Genomic DNA, 18,005 nt, shown 5'->3' with positions numbered 1-18,005 from the left:
GGCCCCGACTGGCTGCCCGAACCCGGCGCCTACACCGCCACCCCGGACCGCTGCATCGCCGAACTGACCGCACGTCTCGGCCCGTTGACCACCTTCCGCCGCAGGCTCACCGCGCTGGACGCGACGCTCACCGTGGCGCAGGACTCCGACGACTGCGCGCTGGGGCTGGCGCTGGCCGGCCGGCCGCTGGGCGGGAGACAGCTCACCTTCGCCAGCACGAGCCTCACCCCCACGGACGAGGCCACCCGGCTGCACGTCCCCGGTGAACTCGCCCTGACCGGCGAGCCGTTCCCGGCCGTCTTCGGCTTCCGGGTCGTCGAGCGCACCGCCGACCGGCTCCTGGTCCTCGGCACGCTCCGGCTGCCGTACCGCCCCCTGCGCCGTACGACCGGACTCACCCTGCCCCGCACCCGCCCCGCGGCCCGTGTCCGGCTGCTCGTCGCCGCGGAGTTCACATGCCCCGTCTGACCGCTCTGCTCGGCGCCCTGTTCGTGACGGGCGCCGCCCTCGTCCTGCCCGCCCCCGCGGCCGAGGCGTCCGGCACGCACCAGGTCGTCATGTCCGGCTACGCCTTCGCGCCCCGCTCGCTCACCATCACCGCCGGGGACACCGTCACCTGGACCAACCGGGACCAGGCACCCCACGACGTGAAGACCACCTCCGGTCCCGCCTCGGTCCACTCGCCGATGCTGAGCAAGGGCGGCAGCTGGAGCCACACGTTCACCACGCCGGGGACGTACGGCTACCTGTGCACCGTGCACCCGGGTATGACCGCCCGGCTCGTCGTCGAGCCGGCCCCCGCCCCGACCACGCACGCTCCGGTCCACCGGCACCCGGCCTCCGCCCCCGCGGCCGTACCCACCAGGCGGGCCACCGCCTCGGACATGCCGTCGATGACCATGACCCCGTCCCCGCGGGCGACCGAGGCGGCAGCCGTCCAGACGCCGCCGGCGGTCACCCCGTCCGCGTCCGCTCCCGCTCCGGACACGCAGGACACCGCGGCCTCCCCGACCCGTCCCCTCGACCCGCTGCTGCTCCTCACCGGCGTCGTCGCCGGTGTCGCCGTGCTGTGCCTGCTCCTGGTCGGCTCCCGCTCGGCCGCGACCCGTCGCGAGGAGCCCGAGGCCGGCTGACGTCACGCCTGCCCCAGGACCACCAGCACGAGCAGCAGCACGGAGTGCCGGCCGGAGCCGGGCAGCCGGCGCAGCGGCATCATGAAGCCGAAGGCGGCCACGATCAGCACCACGGCACCAGTCGCCCAGGCCGTGTCGCGGACTCCGCCCGCCGGGTAGGCGGTCCAGGAGGCCGGACGGCCGACGGCGAGCAGGACATGTCTGTCCCACGACGAGCCGCAGCGGCAGCGCGCGTCACCCGTGACGCGCGCTGCCGCAGGCCGCCATGGCGCGGGGCGCAGGCGGATCCACACCGAGGCCGGACAGCCGCCGAGGCCCGCCGTCAGCAGCCACGCGCACAGAACGAAGACCCTCACGCGGTCCAGCACAGCGCACGCGCCGGGCGCACACCGGACATCCATGCACGGATTCACCCTGCGCGTGGAGCCGGAGGTCACCCGGGCGACACCAAACTTGTACTCCTCGTTTTCTTGAAGCGTTCGTGTTTATGGGGGTAGGTTGGTCGCCATGACCACACCCCAGCCAGCGTCCACCGCCGATGAGCTGCGCGGTGCCGGCCTGCGGGTGACGGCCGCCCGCGTCGCACTGCTCGAGACCGTCCGGGCCGGTGACCATCTCGACGCCGAGGCCATCGCCTCGGGCGTGCGGGCCCGGGTCGGCCACATATCACTGCAAGCCGTGTACGACGCCCTCAACGCGCTCACCACGGCGGGCCTCGTACGCCGCATCGAACCGCCGGGCAGCCCCGCCCGGTTCGAGGGCAGGGTCGGGGACAACCACCACCACCTGGTGTGCCGGTCCTGCGGCGCCGTCTTCGACGTCGACTGCGCGGTGGGGCACGCACCCTGCCTCACCGCGTCCGACGACCGCGGATTCGCGATCGACGAGGCCGAGGTCATCTACTGGGGCCTGTGTCCCGACTGTTCCACCGCACGCACGGCCTGAGCACCGAACACCCGGAAGGATTCGCATGTCTGAGAACACCCCCGCCGCAGAGGCGAAGTGCCCGGTGGCGCACGACCGCGCCCTGCACCCCACCCAGGGCGGTGGAAACCGCCAGTGGTGGCCGGAGAGGCTCAACCTGAAGATCCTTGCCAAGAACCCCGCGGTGGCCAACCCGCTCGGTGAGGACTTCGACTACGCCGAGGCGTTCCAGAGCCTCGACCTCGCGGCCGTGAAACAGGACATCGCCGAGGTGCTCACGGACTCCAAGGACTGGTGGCCGGCCGACTTCGGTCACTACGGCCCGTTCATGATCCGCATGGCCTGGCACAGCGCGGGCACCTACCGCATCAGCGACGGCCGCGGCGGCGCCGGCGCCGGTCAGCAGCGCTTCGCCCCGCTCAACAGCTGGCCGGACAACGGCAACCTGGACAAGGCTCGCCGTCTGCTGTGGCCGGTGAAGAAGAAGTACGGCAAGAGCCTGTCCTGGGCCGACCTGATGATCCTCGCCGGCAACGTCGCCCTGGAGTCCATGGGCTTCGAGACCTTCGGCTTCGGCGGCGGCCGCGAGGACGTCTGGGAGTCCGAGGAGGACGTGTACTGGGGTCCCGAGACGGTCTGGCTGGACGACCAGCGCTACACCGGCGACCGTGAGCTGGAGAGCCCGCTCGGCGCGGTCCAGATGGGCCTCATCTACGTCAACCCCGAGGGCCCGAACGGCAACCCGGACCCGGTCGCCGCGGCCCGCGACATCCGCGAGACGTTCCGCCGCATGGCGATGAACGACGAGGAGACCGTCGCCCTGATCGCCGGCGGCCACACCTTCGGCAAGACCCACGGCGCCGGCCCGGCGGACCACGTCGGCCCCGACCCCGAGGCCGCGCCGATCGAGCAGCAGGGCCTGGGCTGGAAGAGCACCTACGGCACCGGCAAGGGCGGCGACGCGATCACGTCCGGCCTGGAGGTCACCTGGACCGCCACGCCGACCCAGTGGAGCAACGGCTTCTTCAAGAACCTCTTCGAGTACGAGTACGAGCTCACCGAGAGCCCGGCCGGCGCGAAGCAGTGGGTCGCGAAGGACGCCGAGGCGATCATCCCCGACGCGCACGACCCGTCGAAGAAGCGCCTGCCCACCATGCTCACCACCGACCTCTCGCTGCGGTTCGACCCGGTCTACGAGCAGATCTCGCGCCGCTTCTACGAGAACCCCGACCAGTTCGCGGACGCCTTCGCCCGCGCCTGGTTCAAGCTGACCCACCGTGACATGGGCCCGAAGTCGCTCTACCTCGGCCCGGAGGTCCCGGCGGAGACGCTGATCTGGCAGGACCCGCTGCCGGAGCCCGAGGGCGAGCTCATCGACGCCGCCGACGTCACGGCCCTCAAGGCCAAGCTGCTCGACTCGGGTCTGTCCGTCGCGCAGCTCGTGTCCACCGCGTGGGCCTCCGCCTCCACCTTCCGCAACAGCGACAAGCGCGGCGGTGCCAACGGCGCCCGGATCCGTCTGCAGCCGCAGGCCGGCTGGGAGGTCAACGAGCCCGACGAGCTGGCGCAGGTGCTGCGCGTCCTCGAGGGCGTCCAGCAGGAGTTCAACGCGAACTCCGGCGCGAAGAAGGTCTCCCTGGCCGACCTGATCGTCCTCGGCGGTGCCGCCGCGATCGAGAAGGCCGCCAAGGACGGCGGTTACGAGATCGAGGTGCCCTTCACCCCGGGCCGGGTGGACGCCACGGAGGAGCACACCGACGCCGAGTCCTTCGAGGCGCTGGAGCCCACCGCGGACGGCTTCCGCAACTACCTGGGCAAGGGCAACCGCCTGCCGGCCGAGTACCTGCTGCTGGACAAGGCGAACCTGCTGGGCCTGAGCGCGCCCGAGATGACCGTCCTGGTCGGCGGTCTGCGTGTCCTGGGCGCCAACTACCAGAACTCGCAGCTCGGTGTCTTCACCCAGACCCCGGGTTCCCTGACGAACGACTTCTTCGTCAACCTGCTCGACCTGGGCACCACCTGGCGGGCGACCTCGGAGGACCAGAACACCTTCGAGGGCCGCGACGACGTCACGGGCGAGCTCAAGTGGGCGGGCAGCCGCGCCGACCTGGTCTTCGGCTCGAACTCCGAGCTGCGCGCGCTGGCCGAGGTCTACGCGAGCGACGACGCGAAGGAGAAGTTCGTGCAGGACTTCGTGTCGGCCTGGGTCAAGGTCTCGAACGCGGACCGCTTCGACATCGCCTGATCCCGCTGTAGCTCACAGACGCCCGGGCCGGCCCATCAGGGCCGGCCCGGCCGTTCGTGGGGGGACCTACCTGGCCAGTTCGGCCGGTTCGTCGAGCCGGGTCAGCTTCTCCGGGTTCGCCACGGCGTGGATGCGGGTGATCCGCCCGTCCTCCACCACCAGGCTCACCGCGGCCGACCGGCCGGCCAGTTCGACGCGGCCCGCGGGCGCGCCGTTGAGCCACACCGCCGACACCACCCGGTCGGGGCGGGCGAGCAGCCGTGCCACCGCCTCGGCGCCGCACACGGGGGCCGGAGCGGCGCCCGCCAGTCCGCCGCCGTCGGCCACCAGGACCACGTCCGGCGCGAGGACCTCCATGAGCTCCTGCACCCGCCCGGTGCGCAGGGCGGCCAGGAACCGCTCGACCACGGCCCGCTGCTCCGCCGGGCTCACCCGGGTCCGCGGCCGCCGGGCGGCCACGTGCTCCCGGGCCCGGCGCGCGATCTGCCGCACCGCCGCCGTGGACTTCCCCACCGCCTGGGCGATCTCGCCGTACGGCAGCTCGAAGACCTCACGCAGCACGAACACCGCCCGCTCGGTCGGCCCGAGCGTCTCCAGCACGGTCAGCATCGCGATCGAGACACTCTCCGCGAGCTCTACGTCCTCGGCGACGTCGGGGCTGGTCAGCAGGGGTTCCGGCAGCCACTCGCCGACGTACTCCTCACGGCTGCGCGCCAGCGACCGCAGCCGGTTGAGGGCCTGCCGGGTCACGGTCCGCACCAGATAGGCGCGTGGGTCGCGCACCCGCGTCCGGTCGACGTCGGCCCAGCGCAGCCAGGACTCCTGCAGCACGTCCTCCGCGTCGGCCGCCGAGCCGAGCATCTCGTAGGCGACGGTGAACAGCAGGCCGCGGTGGGCGACGAAGGCGTCCTCGGTCATGCGGCCGGCTTCCCCGGGCGGCTCGCGAGCGGGATCCCGCAGGCGTCGGAGTAGCCCTGCGAGGTGATGCCGTGCGCGAGGTTGCACCTGGTCGCCAGGTTGGCGAAGCCGATGAACACGGTGAGTTCGACCAGCGCCGCCGGACCGAGCCGCTCCAGCAGCCTCGCGGACAGGTCGTCGGTGACGGTCGGGGGCGTGTTCGTCATCGCCTCGGCGTACTCCAGCACGTCCCGCTCCAGCGGCGTGAACACCTCCGCCTCCCGCCAGCGCGGCACCTGGCTCGCCCTGGTGAGGTCCAGCTTCTGGTTCAGGGCGTGGAAGTAGTTGACGTCCAGGCACCAGCCGCAGCCGACCTGGGCCGCCACCGCCATGTGCGCGAACGTCTTCAGGCTCGCGTCGGCGGCGTCCCACGCCGCCACCCGGGCCGCGAACTCCTGGTTGGCCTCGGCGAGTTCGGGGTGGTTCCACAGCACTTCGACGGGCTCGGGCACGGCCCCGAGCTGCTCGACCAGAGCGTCCCTGAGCTCCGGCGCGAGCTCCGCCTTCGGCACACGCAACGTCACGGTGTCCTCCTCGTCCATGGCCCTGTCGGCCGTTCGCCATGAAGACACCGCCAAGGACGCCCATGTGACACCGACGCGTCCTCGCGGCCCGCGCGTATTCCGTCTGCTCGGTGATCGGGTCGGGGCCCGGGTGTCCGTCGGGGCCGGGCCCGAGCATGCGCGAGTTCGAGGCCAAGCGCGTGGGCGCCCGCACCTGCGGGGCGCACACCGAAACCGCGGCTCAGGAGCCCTTGGCAGCCGGCTCCAGAATCGCCACGCACTCCACGTGGTGCGTCATCGGAAACAGATCGAACGCCCGCAGCGTCCGCACCCGGTACCCCCCGTCCCGGAAGTACCCCAGGTCGCGGGCGAGCGCCGCGGGGTCGCAGGCGACGTAGGCGATGCGGCGGGCGCCCAGGGAGGAGAGGTGTTCGACGGTCTTGCGGCCCGCACCCGCGCGCGGGGGGTCCAGCACGATGAGGTCGACCTCGGTGATGCCGGTGCGGGGCAGGACGGACTCGACCTTGCCCTGCTCGATGCGGACCCGGTCGAAGTCGGCGAGGTTGTGCCGGGCGTCCTCGACGGCGCGCTTGCCTGACTCGATGCCGAGGACGGCTCCCTTCTCGCCGAGCCGGTCGGCGAGGGCGCCCGCGAAGAGACCCACTCCGCAGTACAGGTCGAGCGCCGTCTCGCCCTTGCGCGGGAGCAGGCCCTGCATGACCGCGGTGACCAGGGTGTCGGCGGCCTTCGGGTGCACCTGCCAGAAGCCGCCGCTGCCCACGCGGTAGGTACGGCCGTCGGCGCGCTCGCGCACGAAGGGGCGCCCGTGGACGCGGTGGATGCCGCCGTCCTTCTCGCCGACCCGCATCACGGAGACCGGCTTGTCCAGTTCGACGATGGGCAGCCGGGCGCCCGGCCTCGGCTCCAGGATGACCTGGCGGTCCTGCGAACCGGTCGCCGCGATCGCGTCGATGGACGCCATGCCGGTCCAGTCCCGCTTCTCGATGCCGAGCTCGCTCACTCCGGCGGACGCGATCATGCAGTGGTCGATCGGCTCCACCTCGTGCGAGCGGTGCCGGCGCAGCCCCGCCCGCCCGGAGGAGGCGTCCACCGCGTACTGCACGCGGGTGCGCCACTGCGGCACCTCGCCCGCCGGCAGCTTGTCGCCCTCGGCCGGCATCACCGTGCCGTCCCAGCCGGCCTCCTCGGGCGTCAGCCCCGCGAGCCGGCGCAGCTGCTCGGCGACGACCTCGCCCTTCAGCCGGCGCTGTGCCCCGGGCTTGGCGTGCTGCCAGTCGCAGCCGCCGCAGCGGCCAGGACCGGCGTAGGGGCAGGGCGCCTCGATCCGGTCCTTGGACGCCTCCAGCACGGACACGGCGTCCGCGCGCAGGAAGCGGGCCCCCTCCTCGCCCTCGGTCACCCGCGCCACGACCCGCTCACCGGGCAGCGCGTGCCGGACGAACAGCACCTGGCCCTCGTCCGTGCGGGCGATGCAGTGCCCGCCGTGGGCGACGGGGCCGACCTCGACCTCGTACTCCGCCCCGACCAGCGACTTCTTCGGTTCTGCCTGCATGGCGGGGTGACTCCAGAGGTGAGAAAGAACGGCGGCCGGACAACAGCCCACCAGTCTACGTGGGTGCCGTCCGGCCGATGACCGGCGAGCGTCAGCCCTGCGGGCCCGGGGTGCCCGAGGTGCCCGACGGCTCCTTCGCCCGGCCCGCCTGGGCGGGGCCGCGTCGCACCGAACCCGGCGCGTTCCACTCCTGCCGCTTGCGGGCCCGGGCCTTCGCCAGCTCCGAGGACTGCAGCTGGTAGGGCACGGACGTCACCATGATCCCCGGCGTGAACAGCAGCCGGCCCTTCAGCCGCAGCGCGCTCTGGTTGTGCAGCAGGTGCTCGTACCAGTGGCCGACCACGTACTCCGGGATGATCACGGACACCGCGTCCCGCGGCGACTCCTTGCGCAGGCTCTTGACGTACTCGATGATCGGCCGCGTGATCTCGCGGTAGGGCGAGTCCAGCACCTTCAGCGGTACGTCGATCCCCCGCCGCTCCCACTCCTCGCGCAGCGCCTTGGTCTCGGCCGGGTCGACGTTGACGGTGAGCGCCTCCAGCGAGTCCGAGCGCATCAGCTTGGCGTAGGCGAGGGCGCGCAGCGTCGGGCGGTGGATCTTGGAGATCAGGACGACGGAGTGGATGCGGGAGGGCCGTACGCTGTCGTCGCTCGGGCCCTCGGGGGCCGCGATCTCCGCGGCGACGCCGTCGTAGTGCTTACGGATCGCGGTCATCGTCGCGTAGAAGATGCACATGCCGAGCAGCGCCACCCAGGCGCCGTGCGTGAACTTGGTGACCAGGACGACGACCAGAACCAGGCCGGTGAAGAAGGCGCCGAAGGTGTTGATGGCCCGCGAGCGGATCATGTGGCTGCGCTTGGCGGGGTCCTTCTCGACCGCCAGGTGGCGGTTCCAGTGCCGGACCATGCCGGTCTGGCTGAGGGTGAAGGACACGAACACACCGACGATGTAGAGCTGGATCAGGCGTGTGGAGTCGGCGCCGTAGATCACGGTCAGCAGGGTCGCGGCGCCGGCCAGCAGCACGATGCCGTTGGAGAAGGCGAGGCGGTCGCCGCGGGTGTGCAGCTGGCGGGGCAGGTAGCGGTCCTGGGCGAGGATCGAGCCGAGCACCGGGAAGCCGTTGTAGGCCGTGTTGGCGGCCAGGAACAGCACGAGCGCGGTGGCCGCGGCGAGCACCACGAAGAAGAAGCTGCCCTTGCCGAAGACGGCCTCGGCGACCTGGGTGATCACCGGGTTCTGGACGTAGTCGGCGCCGACCCCGACGCCGTGCTTGAGCAGGTCGGTGGCCGGGTTCTCGGCCATGCGGACCTTGGTCGTCAGGGCGAGGACGATGATGCCGCAGAACATGGTGACGGCCAGCAGGCCCATCATGGCGAGCGTGGTCGCCGCGTTCTTCGACTTCGGCTTGCGGAAGGCCGGCACGCCGTTGGAGATCGCCTCGACACCGGTCAGCGCGGCACAGCCGGAGGAGAAGGCGCGCAGCATCAGGAAGACCAGGGCGAAGCCGGCCAGACCCTGGTGCTCGGCCTTGATCGTGTACTCGGCGGTCGGCGCGCGCATGGTGTCGTTCAGCACCAGTCCGCGGAAGGCGCCCCACGCGATCATGACGAAGACGCCGCCGACGAACACGTACGTCGGGATCGCGAAGAGCTTGCCGGACTCCTTGACGCCGCGCAGGTTCATCAGGGTGAGCAGCACGATCACGGCGACCGCGCACAGCACCTTGTGCTCGACCACGAAGGGGACCGCCGAGCCGAGGTTCTCGATGCCGGAGGCGATCGACACGGCGACGGTCAGGACGTAGTCGACGAGCAGGGCGCTGGCGACGGTGAGGCCGGCCTTGGAGCCGAGGTTGGTCGTGGCCACCTCGTAGTCCCCGCCACCGCTCGGGTAGGCGTGCACGTTCTGCCGGTAGGAGGCGACCACGGTGAACATCAGCACGACGACCGCGAGGGCGATCCAGGGGCTGAAGTGGTACGCCGACACGCCCGCGATGGACAGGACCAGCAGCACCTCTCCGGGGGCGTAGGCCACGGAGGACAGCGGGTCGGAGGCGAAGACGGGGAGGGCGATGCGCTTCGGCAGGAGCGTTTCGCCCAGCCGGTCACTGCGCAGAGCGCGCCCGATCAAGATCCGTTTGGGCACGTCGGTCAGTTTGGACACAACAGAGCATCGTAGGCGTTCGAACGGGTGCTCAACCACCCTCCCCCGCTCTCGACACGCTCGAGCGGCGGACCCCCGTCTTCCGTCTGCTCACCGGGTGAAATCCGCAAGCGCTTCCGCTGCGGATTCCGCAGGCGGCCCGCCCTCCATGCCTATATGACTAACTCCCGCCCGATTCCCGGCCGTCGCAGCCCCCTGGAGGTCCCATGCACGCCACCGCGGAACTGATCGGCGCCGCCGCGTCCCTCGTCGGCCTCGGAATCCTGACCCTCGCGAGCGCGCGGAGCATCAGCCGTCGCTGGGACACCGGGAGTGACGGCAACCGTGCACAGGGGTGCCGACGTCCTACCGCGCGTGTGTAGCTTGGGCGTCGGTCTGAGACCCTGATGCTGAGCTGTAGTTTTTGGACACCGGAAGGACGGTCGTGCACATCGTCATCATGGGCTGCGGAAGAGTGGGTTCCGCTCTCGCCCAGACATTGGAGCAACAGGGGCACACGGTCGCCGTGGTCGACCAGGACCCCACCGCCTTCCGCCGTCTCGGCCCCGGGTTCGGCGGCCGCCGGGTCACCGGGGTCGGCTTCGACCAGGACACCCTGCGCGAGGCCGGCATCGAGGAGGCCGGCGCCTTCGCGGCCGTCTCCAGCGGCGACAACTCCAACATCATCGCGGCGCGCGTCGCCCGCGAGATGTTCGGCGTGGAGAACGTAGCGGCCCGGATCTACGACCCCCGCCGCGCCGAGGTCTACCAGCGCCTGGGCATCCCCACGGTCGCCACGGTCCGCTGGACCGCCGACCAGATGCTGCGCCGCCTGCTCCCCTCGGGTGCCGAGCCCCTGTGGCGCGACCCCAGCGGCGGTGTCCAGCTCGCCGAGGTGCACACCTCGCCCGCCTGGGTGGGCCACAAGGTCAGCAGGCTCCAGGAGGAGACGGGCGTCCGCGTGGCGTTCCTCACCCGGCTCGGCGAGGCGATCCTGCCCACGTCGCAGACGGTGCTGCAGGAGGGCGACCTGGTGCACGTGATGATGCGCACCGACGAGGTCGACAAGGTCGAGGCGTCCTTCGCCAAGGGTCCCGAAGAGGAGGGCGGTCACTGATGAGGGTCGCCATTGCCGGCGCCGGCGCGGTCGGCCGCTCGATCGCGGCCGAACTGCTGGAGAACGGCCACGAGGTCCTGCTCGTGGACAAGACGCCGACCGCCATCTCGGTCGAGCGGGTCCCCCAGGCGGAGTGGCTGCTGGCCGACGCCTGCGAGATCACCTCCCTGGACGAGGCGGCGCTCCAGCGCTGCAACGTCGTGATCGCCGCGACGGGCGACGACAAGGTCAACCTGGTCGTCTCCCTGCTGGCGAAGACGGAGTACGGCGTCCCGCGCGTCGTGGCCCGGGTGAACAACCCGAAGAACGAGTGGCTCTTCAACGAGTCCTGGGGCGTCGACGTGGCGGTCTCCACGCCGCGTCTGATGTCGGCCCTGGTCGAGGAGGCGGTCTCGGTCGGCGACCTGGTCCGCCTGCTGCGCTTCAGTCACGGCGACGCGAACCTGGTCGAACTGACCCTCCCGGAGGAGTCGGCCCTGGCCGGCACCCAGGTGGGCGACGTGGAATGGCCGGAGGACACCTCCCTGGTCACGATCATCCGCGGCACCCGGGTCCTCACCCCGTCCCGCGACGACTCCCTGGAACCGGGCGACGAGCTGCTGTTCGTCGCCGCGCAGGCCAGGGAGGAGCAGCTGGAGGACCTGCTGTCGGTGCGCCGGGAGGACGCGGCGGGCTAGCGGTCCGCGGTACGACGATGAGGGGCGCCCCACGCGCGTGGGGCGCCCCTCATCGTCGTACCGGAGACTAGGCCTCTCGGCGGTGCCGTCCGGCGGCCGCCTCACCCTGCTCCGCGCGCTCGGCAGCCAGCGCCGCCTTGCGCTCCTTCTCGGCCTGCTCCTCGGCCTCCATCTCGGCGAAGACGTCGATCGGGGCCGGTGCCTTCGCCAGGAACACCCAGGTCAGCCAGACCGCCAGCAGGAACGGCGGGATCTTCAACGCGACCAGGACCCAGCCCAGTTGCGCGGTGTTGGCCCACCAGTACAGCGGGAAGAGGATCGCGCACTTGGCCAGCAGGATCAGGCCCCAGGCCCAACTGGCCTTCGCGTACGCCTTCTTGCGGCCGGGGTTTCGGGTGCGCCAGGAGAGGTTCTCCTTGAAGACCGGGCCGAGGATCAGACCGATCAGCGGGACACCGCACAGGGTCGTGACGATGTACGCCAGCGCCAGGCCCAGCGTGTAGAGCATGCCGGGGAGGTAGAAGTCCTTGGCGTTGCCGGTCATCATGGCGAAGACCACACCGAAGGCGACGCCGAAGACACCGCTGAACGCGTGCTTGACGGTGGTCCGCATGGCCAGCCGGACCACCACCAGCAGCAGGGACACCGCGAGGGCGGCGATCGCCGACCAGTGCAGGTCCTTGTTGATCGTGAAGATGGTGACGAAGAGGAGACCGGGCAGCACCGTCTCGACCATGCCCCGCACGCCGCCGAACGCCTCGAACAGGGCGGCCTCGGTCACCGCCCGTGCGTCGTCGGCAGACGTGTCCTCTGTCGGCTTGTCGAGCGACGTCACCGGCTACTCCCGTCCCAGGGGTCTCAGTTCGTATTTCGGATTGAACAGCACCCGGCGGCCCCGGCTCATCGAGATCCGGCCCGATGCGATCAGTCTGCGTCCAGGCTCTATCCCGACTATGGAGCGCCGGCCGAGCCACACCACGTCCAGCGCGGCGGAGCCGTCGAACAGCTCGGCCTCCAGGGCCGGGACGCCCGCACGCGGCCGCAGGGTGACCGTGCGCAAGGTACCAGTAACCGTGACGATCTGTCGGTCGTGACAGTCGCCGATCCGCACGCAGCCCGTCGTCTCGGCGTCCTCGCGCAGCTCCTCGGACTCCAGGTCCTCCTGGGACGAGGAGAGCCGGTCGAGCATGCGCCGGAACCGGCCCACCGGCTTTTCGGAACGAGGAACAGCACTCATATCTGAAGCGTACCGGGACGCACTGACAGCTTCGTACCCACAGCCCTACCGCTCGAACCGGTACCCCATCCCGGGCTCGGTAATGAAGTGCTTGGGGTGGGACGGGTCCGCCTCCAGCTTTCTGCGCAGCTGGGCCATGTACACGCGCAGGTAGTTGGTCTCCGTCCCGTACGACGGTCCCCACACCTCCTGCAGCAGCTGCCGCTGGCTGACCAGCCGGCCCGTGCTGCGGACCAGCACCTCCAGCAGATGCCACTCGGTGGGGGTCAGCCGGACGTCCCGGCCGCCCCGGTTGACCTTCTTCGCGGCCAGGTCGACGGTGAACTCCTCCGTCTCCACGGTCGTCACCTCGTCCTCCCCGGCCCCGACGGGCTCGGCGCGCCGGACGGCGGCCCGCAGCCGGGCGAGCAGCTCGTCCATGCCGAAGGGCTTGGTGACGTAGTCGTCGGCGCCCGCGTCGAGGGCCTCGACTTTCTCGTCGGAGGTGTGCCGGGCGGACAGCACCAGGATCGGCACCCGGGTCCAGCCGCGCAGGCCGCGGATCACCTCGACGCCGTCCATGTCGGGCAGGCCCAGGTCGAGGACGACGACGTCGGGGTGGCGGGCGGCGGCGATCTGCAGGGCGGTTGTGCCGTCGTGGGCCGCGTCGACCTCGTACTTGCGCGCCTTGAGGTTGATCACGAGGGCGCGCACGATCTGCGGCTCGTCGTCGATCACGAGCACCCGGGTCATGTGACCTGCCTTTCGGGTTCCGCCGAGGGGAGGACCTCCGCGTGCGATCCTTCCGCACGCAGGGTGAGCACCATGGTGAGGCCGCCGCCCGGTGTGTCCTCGGCGGTGAGGGTGCCGCCCATCGCCTCCGCGAAGCCGCGGGCCACCGCGAGCCCGAGCCCCACTCCGGCGCCGCGCGGGGCGTCGCCGTAGCGCTGGAAGGGCTCGAAGATGCGCTCCTTGCCGTCGTCCGGGACGCCGGGGCCGCGGTCGACGACCCGGACCTCCACGCGGTCGGCGATGGCGCTGGCGCCGACCAGCACCGGTCTGCCCGGCGGGCTGTACTTGACGGCGTTCTCGACCAGGTTGGCCACCGACCGCTCCAGCAGCCCCGGGTCGACGGCGACCATGGGCAGGGTCTCCGGGACGTCCAGTTCGACGCTGTCCTCGGGAACCCCGACGAGCGCCATCGGCACCACCTCGTCGAGGTCGACCTCGCGGATCAGCGGGGTGACCGTGCCGGTCTGCAGGCGGGACATGTCGAGGAGGTTGCCGACGAGGTGGTCGAGCCGGTCGGCGCCCTCCTCGATGCCCTCGAGCAGCTCGGCCTGGTCCTCCTCCGACCAGGCCACGTCGTCGGAGCGCAGGGAGGAGACGGCCGCCTTGATGCCGGCGAGGGGGGTGCGCAGGTCGTGGCTGACGGCGGCCAGCAGCGCCGTACGGATCCGGTTGCCCTCGGCGAGCGCGCGGGCCTGGTCGGCCTCCTCCCGCAGGCGCCGGCGGTCCAGGACCACGGCGGCCTGCGCCGCGAACGCGGCCAGCACCCGGCGGTCCTCGGCGGGCAGCACCCGGCCGGTCAGCGCGAGCGCCATGTGGTCGCCGACCGGGACGTCCACGTCGGCCTCCTCCGGCCGCTCCACGGCGGGTCCGAACCCCGCGCGGCCCGCGCACGTCCACGGGTCGTGGTCGCCGGCCCGCTCCAGCAGGGCCGCCGACTCCATGCCGAAGGTCTCCCGGACCCGCTCCAGCAGCTCCTCCAGGCCGGTCTCGCCGCGCAGCACGTTGCCCGCGAGGAAGGACAGGATCTCCGACTCGGCGCGCAGCCGGGCCGCCTGATGGGTGCGGCGGGCCGCGAGGTCGACGACGGAGGCCACCGAGACACCGACGCCGACGAAGATCACGATGGCGACGATGTTCCTGGGGTCGGCGATCGTCCAGCGGTGCAGGGGCGGTGTGTAGAAGTAGTTCAGCAGCAGGGAGCCGACCGCGGCCGAGGCGAGCGCCGGAAGCAGTCCGCCGAGCAGCGCGGCCGCGACGGTCACCGCGAGGAACAGCAGCATGTCGTTGGCGAGACCGAGGTGGACGGTGTTGAGCAGCGCGGCCAGGACCGCCGGCCCGGCGACGCCGATCACCCAGCCCCAGATGATCCGGGACCGGCCGAGCCGCGCGCCCCGGGCGACCGGCAGTCCGCGCCCCTTGCCGGCCTCGTCGTGCGTGATGAGGTGGACGTCGAGGTCGGGCCCCGAGTCCCGGGCGACCGTGGCGCCGACGCCGGGTCCGAAGACGTACTGCCAGCTCTTGCGGCGCGAGACGCCGAGCACGATCTGGGTGGCGTTGACGCCGCGCGCGAAGGCGAGCAGGGCGGCCGGTATGTCGTCGCCGACGACGTGGTGGAAGGTGCCGCCGAGGTCCTCCACGAGGGTGCGCTGGACGGCGAGTTCCTTCGGGGAGGCGGCCGTCAGCCCGTCGCTGCTGGCTATGTAGACCGCCAGCACCTCGCCGCCTGCGCCCTTCTCCGCGAGCCGCGCGGCCCGCCGGATCAGGGTGCGCCCCTCGGGACCGCCGGTGAGCCCGACCACGATCCGCTCGCGCGAACCCCAGATCTTCGACACCCGGTGCTCGCTGCGGTACTGCTGCAGGTACTCGTCGACCCGGTCGGCCACCCAGAGCAGGGCCAGCTCGCGCAGGGCGGTGAGATTGCCCGGACGGAAGTAGTTGGACAGGGCCGCGTCGACCTTGTCGGGTTTGTAGATGTTGCCGTGCGCCATCCGGCGGCGCAGGGCCTGCGGCGACATGTCGACCAGCTCGATCTGGTCGGCCCGCCGCACCATTTCGTCCGGCACGGTCTCCCGCTGCCGTACACCGGTGATCGACTCGACGACGTCGCCGAGGGACTCCAGGTGCTGGATGTTGACCGTGGACACGACGTCGACACCGGCCGCGAGGAGCTCCTCGACGTCCTGCCAGCGCTTGGCGTTGCGGGAGCCGGGGACGTTGGTGTGGGCCAGCTCGTCCACGAGGGCGACCTCGGGGTTCCGGGCGAGTACGGCGTCCACGTCCATCTCCGTGAACGTCGTGCCCCGGTACTCCAGCTCGCGGCGCGGCACCTGCTTCAGGCCGTGCAGCATCACCTCGGTGCGCGGCCGGTCGTGGTGCTCCACGAAGGCCACCACGCAGTCGGTGCCCCGCTCCACGCGCCGGTGCGCCTCGGAGAGCATCGCGTACGTCTTGCCGACGCCCGGTGCCGCACCGAGGTAGATCCGAAGCTTGCCGCGTCCCATGGCCCCATTGTCTTCCGGTCACTGCTGCCTACGCAGCGTCGACCTTACGGCCAACAATCGCGACTCATCGTGCCCGGAAGGCGCCGGAAGCCGTCTTTGACGGAACTCTGACGCTCACGCCTCGACGATCTCCCCGTCGCTGAGCTCCAGCACCCGGTCGGCCAGGTCGAGGAGGGTCGTGTCATGGGTGGCGACGAGGACGGACGGAGGTCCCTCGGTGAAGCCCAAGGTGGCGGAGTGCTCGCTGTGGACGACGGCCCGCAGCAGCTCCATGACCGCGTGTCCGGTCTCGGCGTCCAGCTGGCCGGTCGGTTCGTCGGCGATCAGCAGCGCGGGGCTGTTGGCGAGGGCGCGGGCGATGGCGACGCGCTGCTGCTGGCCGCCGGAGAGCTCGCCGGGCCGCTGGGCGGCGTGGTCGGTGAGGCCCACCAGGGCGAGCAGCAGTTCGACGCGCTCCTCACGCGCGCGTACCTCGGCCCGGCGCAGCCGCATCGGGACGCCGACGTTCTCGGCGGCCGTGAGGATCGGGATCAGCCCGAAGGACTGGAAGACGAAGCCGACCCGGTCGCGGCGCAGCGCCAGCAGCCCCTCCTCGCCGAGCTCCGACAGGTCCTGCCCGTCGACGGTGACCCGCCCGCGGTCCGGTGCGTCGAGCCCTCCGACGATGTTGAGGAGCGTCGTCTTGCCCGACCCGGAGCGCCCCTTGAGGGCGACGAGTTCACCGCGCGGGATCTCGAAGGAGACACCGCGCAGGGCGTGCACGGCGGCCGCCCCCCGGCCGTAGGACTTGTGGACGTCCTCGACGCGCACCATGGTCCCGGTGGCCACCTGGCCGCTCATGTCGCCTCCCCCGTCGACCGGGCGCCAGTATCGCGGTCGGCGCCCGGTCGATCAACGGTTCAGCTCGGGTTGTCGCCGTGGGTGAGGGTCTCCCAGGCCACGAAGAGGTTGTCGGAGCCGGCCGGCCGCTGCCGTTCGGTCAGGGCCTGGGTGTTGCTCATCGCGATGCCGAGACGGTTGTGCAGGGCGTTGTAGCCGACCTCGGTGACCGGTCCGAGCCCGAGTTTGAGCGAGCCGCCGCACAGCCAGCTCGGGACGGCGGCGCCCAGCTGGTACTTGGCCTGGAACCCGAGCGCCTGGCGCAGCCGTTCGCCGACGTCGGTGCCGTACAGGTCCTGGCCCTGGATGCGGCTGGTCTCGGCGACGTGGGACATCGCGGAGAGGCCGTACCCCGTGTGGGTGAAGTCGCGGCAGGTCTCCTGGGTGAGCCCGGTGACGAAGGCGGACTGCCCCTGCCAGTAGCCGACGATCTTCGCCCTGGTGTCGAGGTTCTGGCTCGGCACGGTCTTCGGCAGGTCGCCGTCGGAGGAGAGGTAGACGTAGGCGGCCGCGCGGGTGCGGAACCTCGCCATGGCCTTGTCGTACGACGACTTGTCCTCGAGGAGGACGGAGATGCCGACGGCGGCCTCCATCATCGACAGCTCCCAGTTGCCGTTGGAGTTGGAGCCGCCGATGACCTCGGGCAGGTAGACGGTGCGGAGCATGGTCGCGAAGCGGCCGGAGTTGGCCCAGCCGCCGGTGTACGTGTACTTGATGATCTCGGCGGCGCGCGGCCAGGAGGAGCCCGCCCAGCCGGTCTGCAGGGGCGCGTTGCTGTTGGTGTGCTGCTTGATCACGGCGGACCAGGCGTCCATGAGCTGGATCGACTTCTTCGCGTACCGGTCGTCGCGGGTGATGTACCAGGCGAGCGCGTCGGTGTAGGCGGCGATCGCGTCCTGGCGCTCGTCGGTACAGCCGTTGTCCGGATTGGAGTACGAGCCGCACTCGACCGTCGCCCGCGGCTTCGGTGTGCGGTTCAGGTCGGCGTACTTGCTCGCCATCATCTGGTCGAAGGCGCCTTTCCACGGCTGGGCACCGGCGTCGACCTTGCCGCGGGTGAAGTCCAGCTGGGCCCGGGAGACGGTGACGCCGGGGTGCACGAAGGCGGTGGGGGCGGCTTCGGCGTGACGGGAGGCGGGCCAAGTCATCATGCCCACGACAAGTGCGGAGACGGTTGCGAGCAGTGCGATGCGACGCATGGGTGGGGGCCCCGTTCTCGTATGTGAACGACGAGCGCCCCCGTGAACAGAGGCGCTGGCCCGAGACCATAGGTACAGACCAATCGACCGTCAAGGGCCCGTGCACGAAAAAGGGCCGTACCCCGCGAGGGGTACGGCCCTTGTCG

At 71.4% G+C, this 18,005-nt stretch carries 17 protein-coding genes; 6 read left to right on the top strand and 11 right to left on the bottom strand.

Annotated features, from left to right (window positions below; genetic code table 11):
• Together GRC12_RS14780 and GRC12_RS14775 are read left to right on the top strand one after the other, a co-directional pair.
• Positions 1–468, top strand: a 468-nt coding sequence (locus GRC12_RS14780) for a hypothetical protein (RefSeq protein ID WP_208779702.1), incomplete at its 5' end; no start/stop codon positions are given.
• Positions 456–1,133, top strand: coding sequence for a cupredoxin domain-containing protein (locus GRC12_RS14775; protein WP_208779701.1), 678 nt, complete (start codon positions 456–458; stop codon positions 1,131–1,133). The genes GRC12_RS14780 and GRC12_RS14775, both read left to right, overlap by 13 nt.
• Before the next feature lie 2 nt (positions 1,134–1,135).
• Here the strand turns inward: GRC12_RS14775 and GRC12_RS14770 are convergent, their stop codons facing one another.
• Complete coding sequence (locus GRC12_RS14770) at positions 1,136–1,489, bottom strand: hypothetical protein (protein WP_208779700.1); 354 nt, start codon at positions 1,487–1,489, stop codon at positions 1,136–1,138.
• A 151-nt stretch (positions 1,490–1,640) separates the two neighbouring features.
• Here GRC12_RS14770 and GRC12_RS14765 point away from each other — a divergent pair, with 151 nt between their 5' ends.
• Positions 1,641–2,078 carry a Fur family transcriptional regulator gene (locus GRC12_RS14765; protein WP_208779699.1) on the top strand — a complete coding sequence of 146 codons (438 nt, stop codon included), beginning with the start codon at positions 1,641–1,643 and terminating at the stop codon, positions 2,076–2,078.
• A gap of 25 nt (positions 2,079–2,103) precedes the next feature.
• Positions 2,104–4,302 (top strand): catalase/peroxidase HPI, encoded by a 2,199-nt coding sequence (gene katG, locus GRC12_RS14760; RefSeq protein WP_208779698.1) that lies wholly within the window; start codon positions 2,104–2,106, stop codon positions 4,300–4,302.
• A gap of 66 nt (positions 4,303–4,368) precedes the next feature.
• On the opposite strand, the gene GRC12_RS14755 is transcribed toward katG, so the two are convergent.
• From GRC12_RS14755 to GRC12_RS14740, 4 genes are all read right to left on the bottom strand, one after another.
• Complete coding sequence (locus tag GRC12_RS14755; RefSeq protein WP_208779697.1) at positions 4,369–5,220, bottom strand: RNA polymerase sigma-70 factor; 852 nt, start codon at positions 5,218–5,220, stop codon at positions 4,369–4,371.
• Complete coding sequence (locus GRC12_RS14750) at positions 5,217–5,783, bottom strand: carboxymuconolactone decarboxylase family protein (RefSeq protein ID WP_208779696.1); 567 nt, start codon at positions 5,781–5,783, stop codon at positions 5,217–5,219. Before GRC12_RS14750 ends, GRC12_RS14755 begins: the two co-directional genes overlap by 4 nt.
• A gap of 220 nt (positions 5,784–6,003) precedes the next feature.
• Complete coding sequence (locus GRC12_RS14745) at positions 6,004–7,335, bottom strand: class I SAM-dependent RNA methyltransferase (protein ID WP_208779695.1); 1,332 nt, start codon at positions 7,333–7,335, stop codon at positions 6,004–6,006.
• 91 nt (positions 7,336–7,426) lie between these two features.
• A complete protein-coding gene (locus GRC12_RS14740) occupies positions 7,427–9,499 on the bottom strand; it encodes an APC family permease (protein WP_208779694.1) in 2,073 nt (690 codons plus the stop codon).
• 424 nt (positions 9,500–9,923) lie between these two features.
• On the opposite strand from GRC12_RS14740, the gene GRC12_RS14735 reads away from it, so the two are divergent.
• Both GRC12_RS14735 and GRC12_RS14730 read left to right on the top strand, forming a co-directional pair.
• Entirely contained in the window at positions 9,924–10,595 is a 672-nt protein-coding gene (locus GRC12_RS14735) for a potassium channel family protein (protein ID WP_133046105.1), read from the top strand.
• A complete protein-coding gene (locus GRC12_RS14730) occupies positions 10,595–11,272 on the top strand; it encodes a potassium channel family protein (RefSeq protein ID WP_133046106.1) in 678 nt (225 codons plus the stop codon). The genes GRC12_RS14735 and GRC12_RS14730 overlap by 1 nt, the downstream gene beginning before the upstream one ends.
• Before the next feature lie 67 nt (positions 11,273–11,339).
• Here the strand turns inward: GRC12_RS14730 and GRC12_RS14725 are convergent, their stop codons facing one another.
• From GRC12_RS14725 to GRC12_RS14700, 6 genes are all read right to left on the bottom strand, one after another.
• The gene (locus GRC12_RS14725) at positions 11,340–12,107 is read right to left on the bottom strand and encodes a DUF3159 domain-containing protein (RefSeq protein WP_208779693.1); all 768 of its coding nucleotides are present in this window, start codon (positions 12,105–12,107) and stop codon (positions 11,340–11,342) included.
• 3 nt (positions 12,108–12,110) lie between these two features.
• Complete coding sequence (locus GRC12_RS14720) at positions 12,111–12,509, bottom strand: OB-fold nucleic acid binding domain-containing protein (RefSeq protein WP_133046108.1); 399 nt, start codon at positions 12,507–12,509, stop codon at positions 12,111–12,113.
• A 45-nt stretch (positions 12,510–12,554) separates the two neighbouring features.
• A complete protein-coding gene (locus GRC12_RS14715) occupies positions 12,555–13,241 on the bottom strand; it encodes a response regulator (protein ID WP_208779692.1) in 687 nt (228 codons plus the stop codon).
• Positions 13,238–15,781 carry a sensor histidine kinase gene (locus GRC12_RS14710; protein WP_208779691.1) on the bottom strand — a complete coding sequence of 848 codons (2,544 nt, stop codon included), beginning with the start codon at positions 15,779–15,781 and terminating at the stop codon, positions 13,238–13,240. Before GRC12_RS14710 ends, GRC12_RS14715 begins: the two co-directional genes overlap by 4 nt.
• A gap of 114 nt (positions 15,782–15,895) precedes the next feature.
• Complete coding sequence (locus tag GRC12_RS14705; RefSeq protein WP_208779690.1) at positions 15,896–16,621, bottom strand: ABC transporter ATP-binding protein; 726 nt, start codon at positions 16,619–16,621, stop codon at positions 15,896–15,898.
• Positions 16,622–16,680: 59 nt separating this feature from the next.
• Positions 16,681–17,859 carry an alginate lyase family protein gene (locus GRC12_RS14700; protein WP_208779689.1) on the bottom strand — a complete coding sequence of 393 codons (1,179 nt, stop codon included), beginning with the start codon at positions 17,857–17,859 and terminating at the stop codon, positions 16,681–16,683.
• Positions 17,860–18,005: the final 146 nt, after the last annotated feature.

The sequence above is a fragment of the Streptomyces griseorubiginosus genome, from assembly GCF_017614965.1.
Taxonomy (GTDB): Bacteria; Actinomycetota; Actinomycetes; order Streptomycetales; family Streptomycetaceae; genus Streptomyces; species Streptomyces griseorubiginosus_B.
Note: the sequence above shows the minus strand (reverse complement) of the source record. Positions and strands in the feature narration are given on the sequence as shown.

Coding starts and splice junctions, on each gene's coding strand:
- GRC12_RS14775 (WP_208779701.1), top strand. CDS start 456: ATGCCCCGTCTGACCGCTCTGCTCGGCGCCCTGTTCGTGACGGGCGCC.
- GRC12_RS14765 (WP_208779699.1), top strand. CDS start 1,641: ATGACCACACCCCAGCCAGCGTCCACCGCCGATGAGCTGCGCGGTGCC.
- katG (WP_208779698.1), top strand. CDS start 2,104: ATGTCTGAGAACACCCCCGCCGCAGAGGCGAAGTGCCCGGTGGCGCAC.
- GRC12_RS14755 (WP_208779697.1), bottom strand. CDS start 5,220: ATGACCGAGGACGCCTTCGTCGCCCACCGCGGCCTGCTGTTCACCGTC.
- GRC12_RS14745 (WP_208779695.1), bottom strand. CDS start 7,335: ATGCAGGCAGAACCGAAGAAGTCGCTGGTCGGGGCGGAGTACGAGGTC.
- GRC12_RS14730 (WP_133046106.1), top strand. CDS start 10,595: ATGAGGGTCGCCATTGCCGGCGCCGGCGCGGTCGGCCGCTCGATCGCG.
- GRC12_RS14720 (WP_133046108.1), bottom strand. CDS start 12,509: ATGAGTGCTGTTCCTCGTTCCGAAAAGCCGGTGGGCCGGTTCCGGCGC.
- GRC12_RS14715 (WP_208779692.1), bottom strand. CDS start 13,241: ATGACCCGGGTGCTCGTGATCGACGACGAGCCGCAGATCGTGCGCGCC.
- GRC12_RS14710 (WP_208779691.1), bottom strand. CDS start 15,781: ATGGGACGCGGCAAGCTTCGGATCTACCTCGGTGCGGCACCGGGCGTC.
- GRC12_RS14705 (WP_208779690.1), bottom strand. CDS start 16,621: ATGAGCGGCCAGGTGGCCACCGGGACCATGGTGCGCGTCGAGGACGTC.
- GRC12_RS14700 (WP_208779689.1), bottom strand. CDS start 17,859: ATGCGTCGCATCGCACTGCTCGCAACCGTCTCCGCACTTGTCGTGGGC.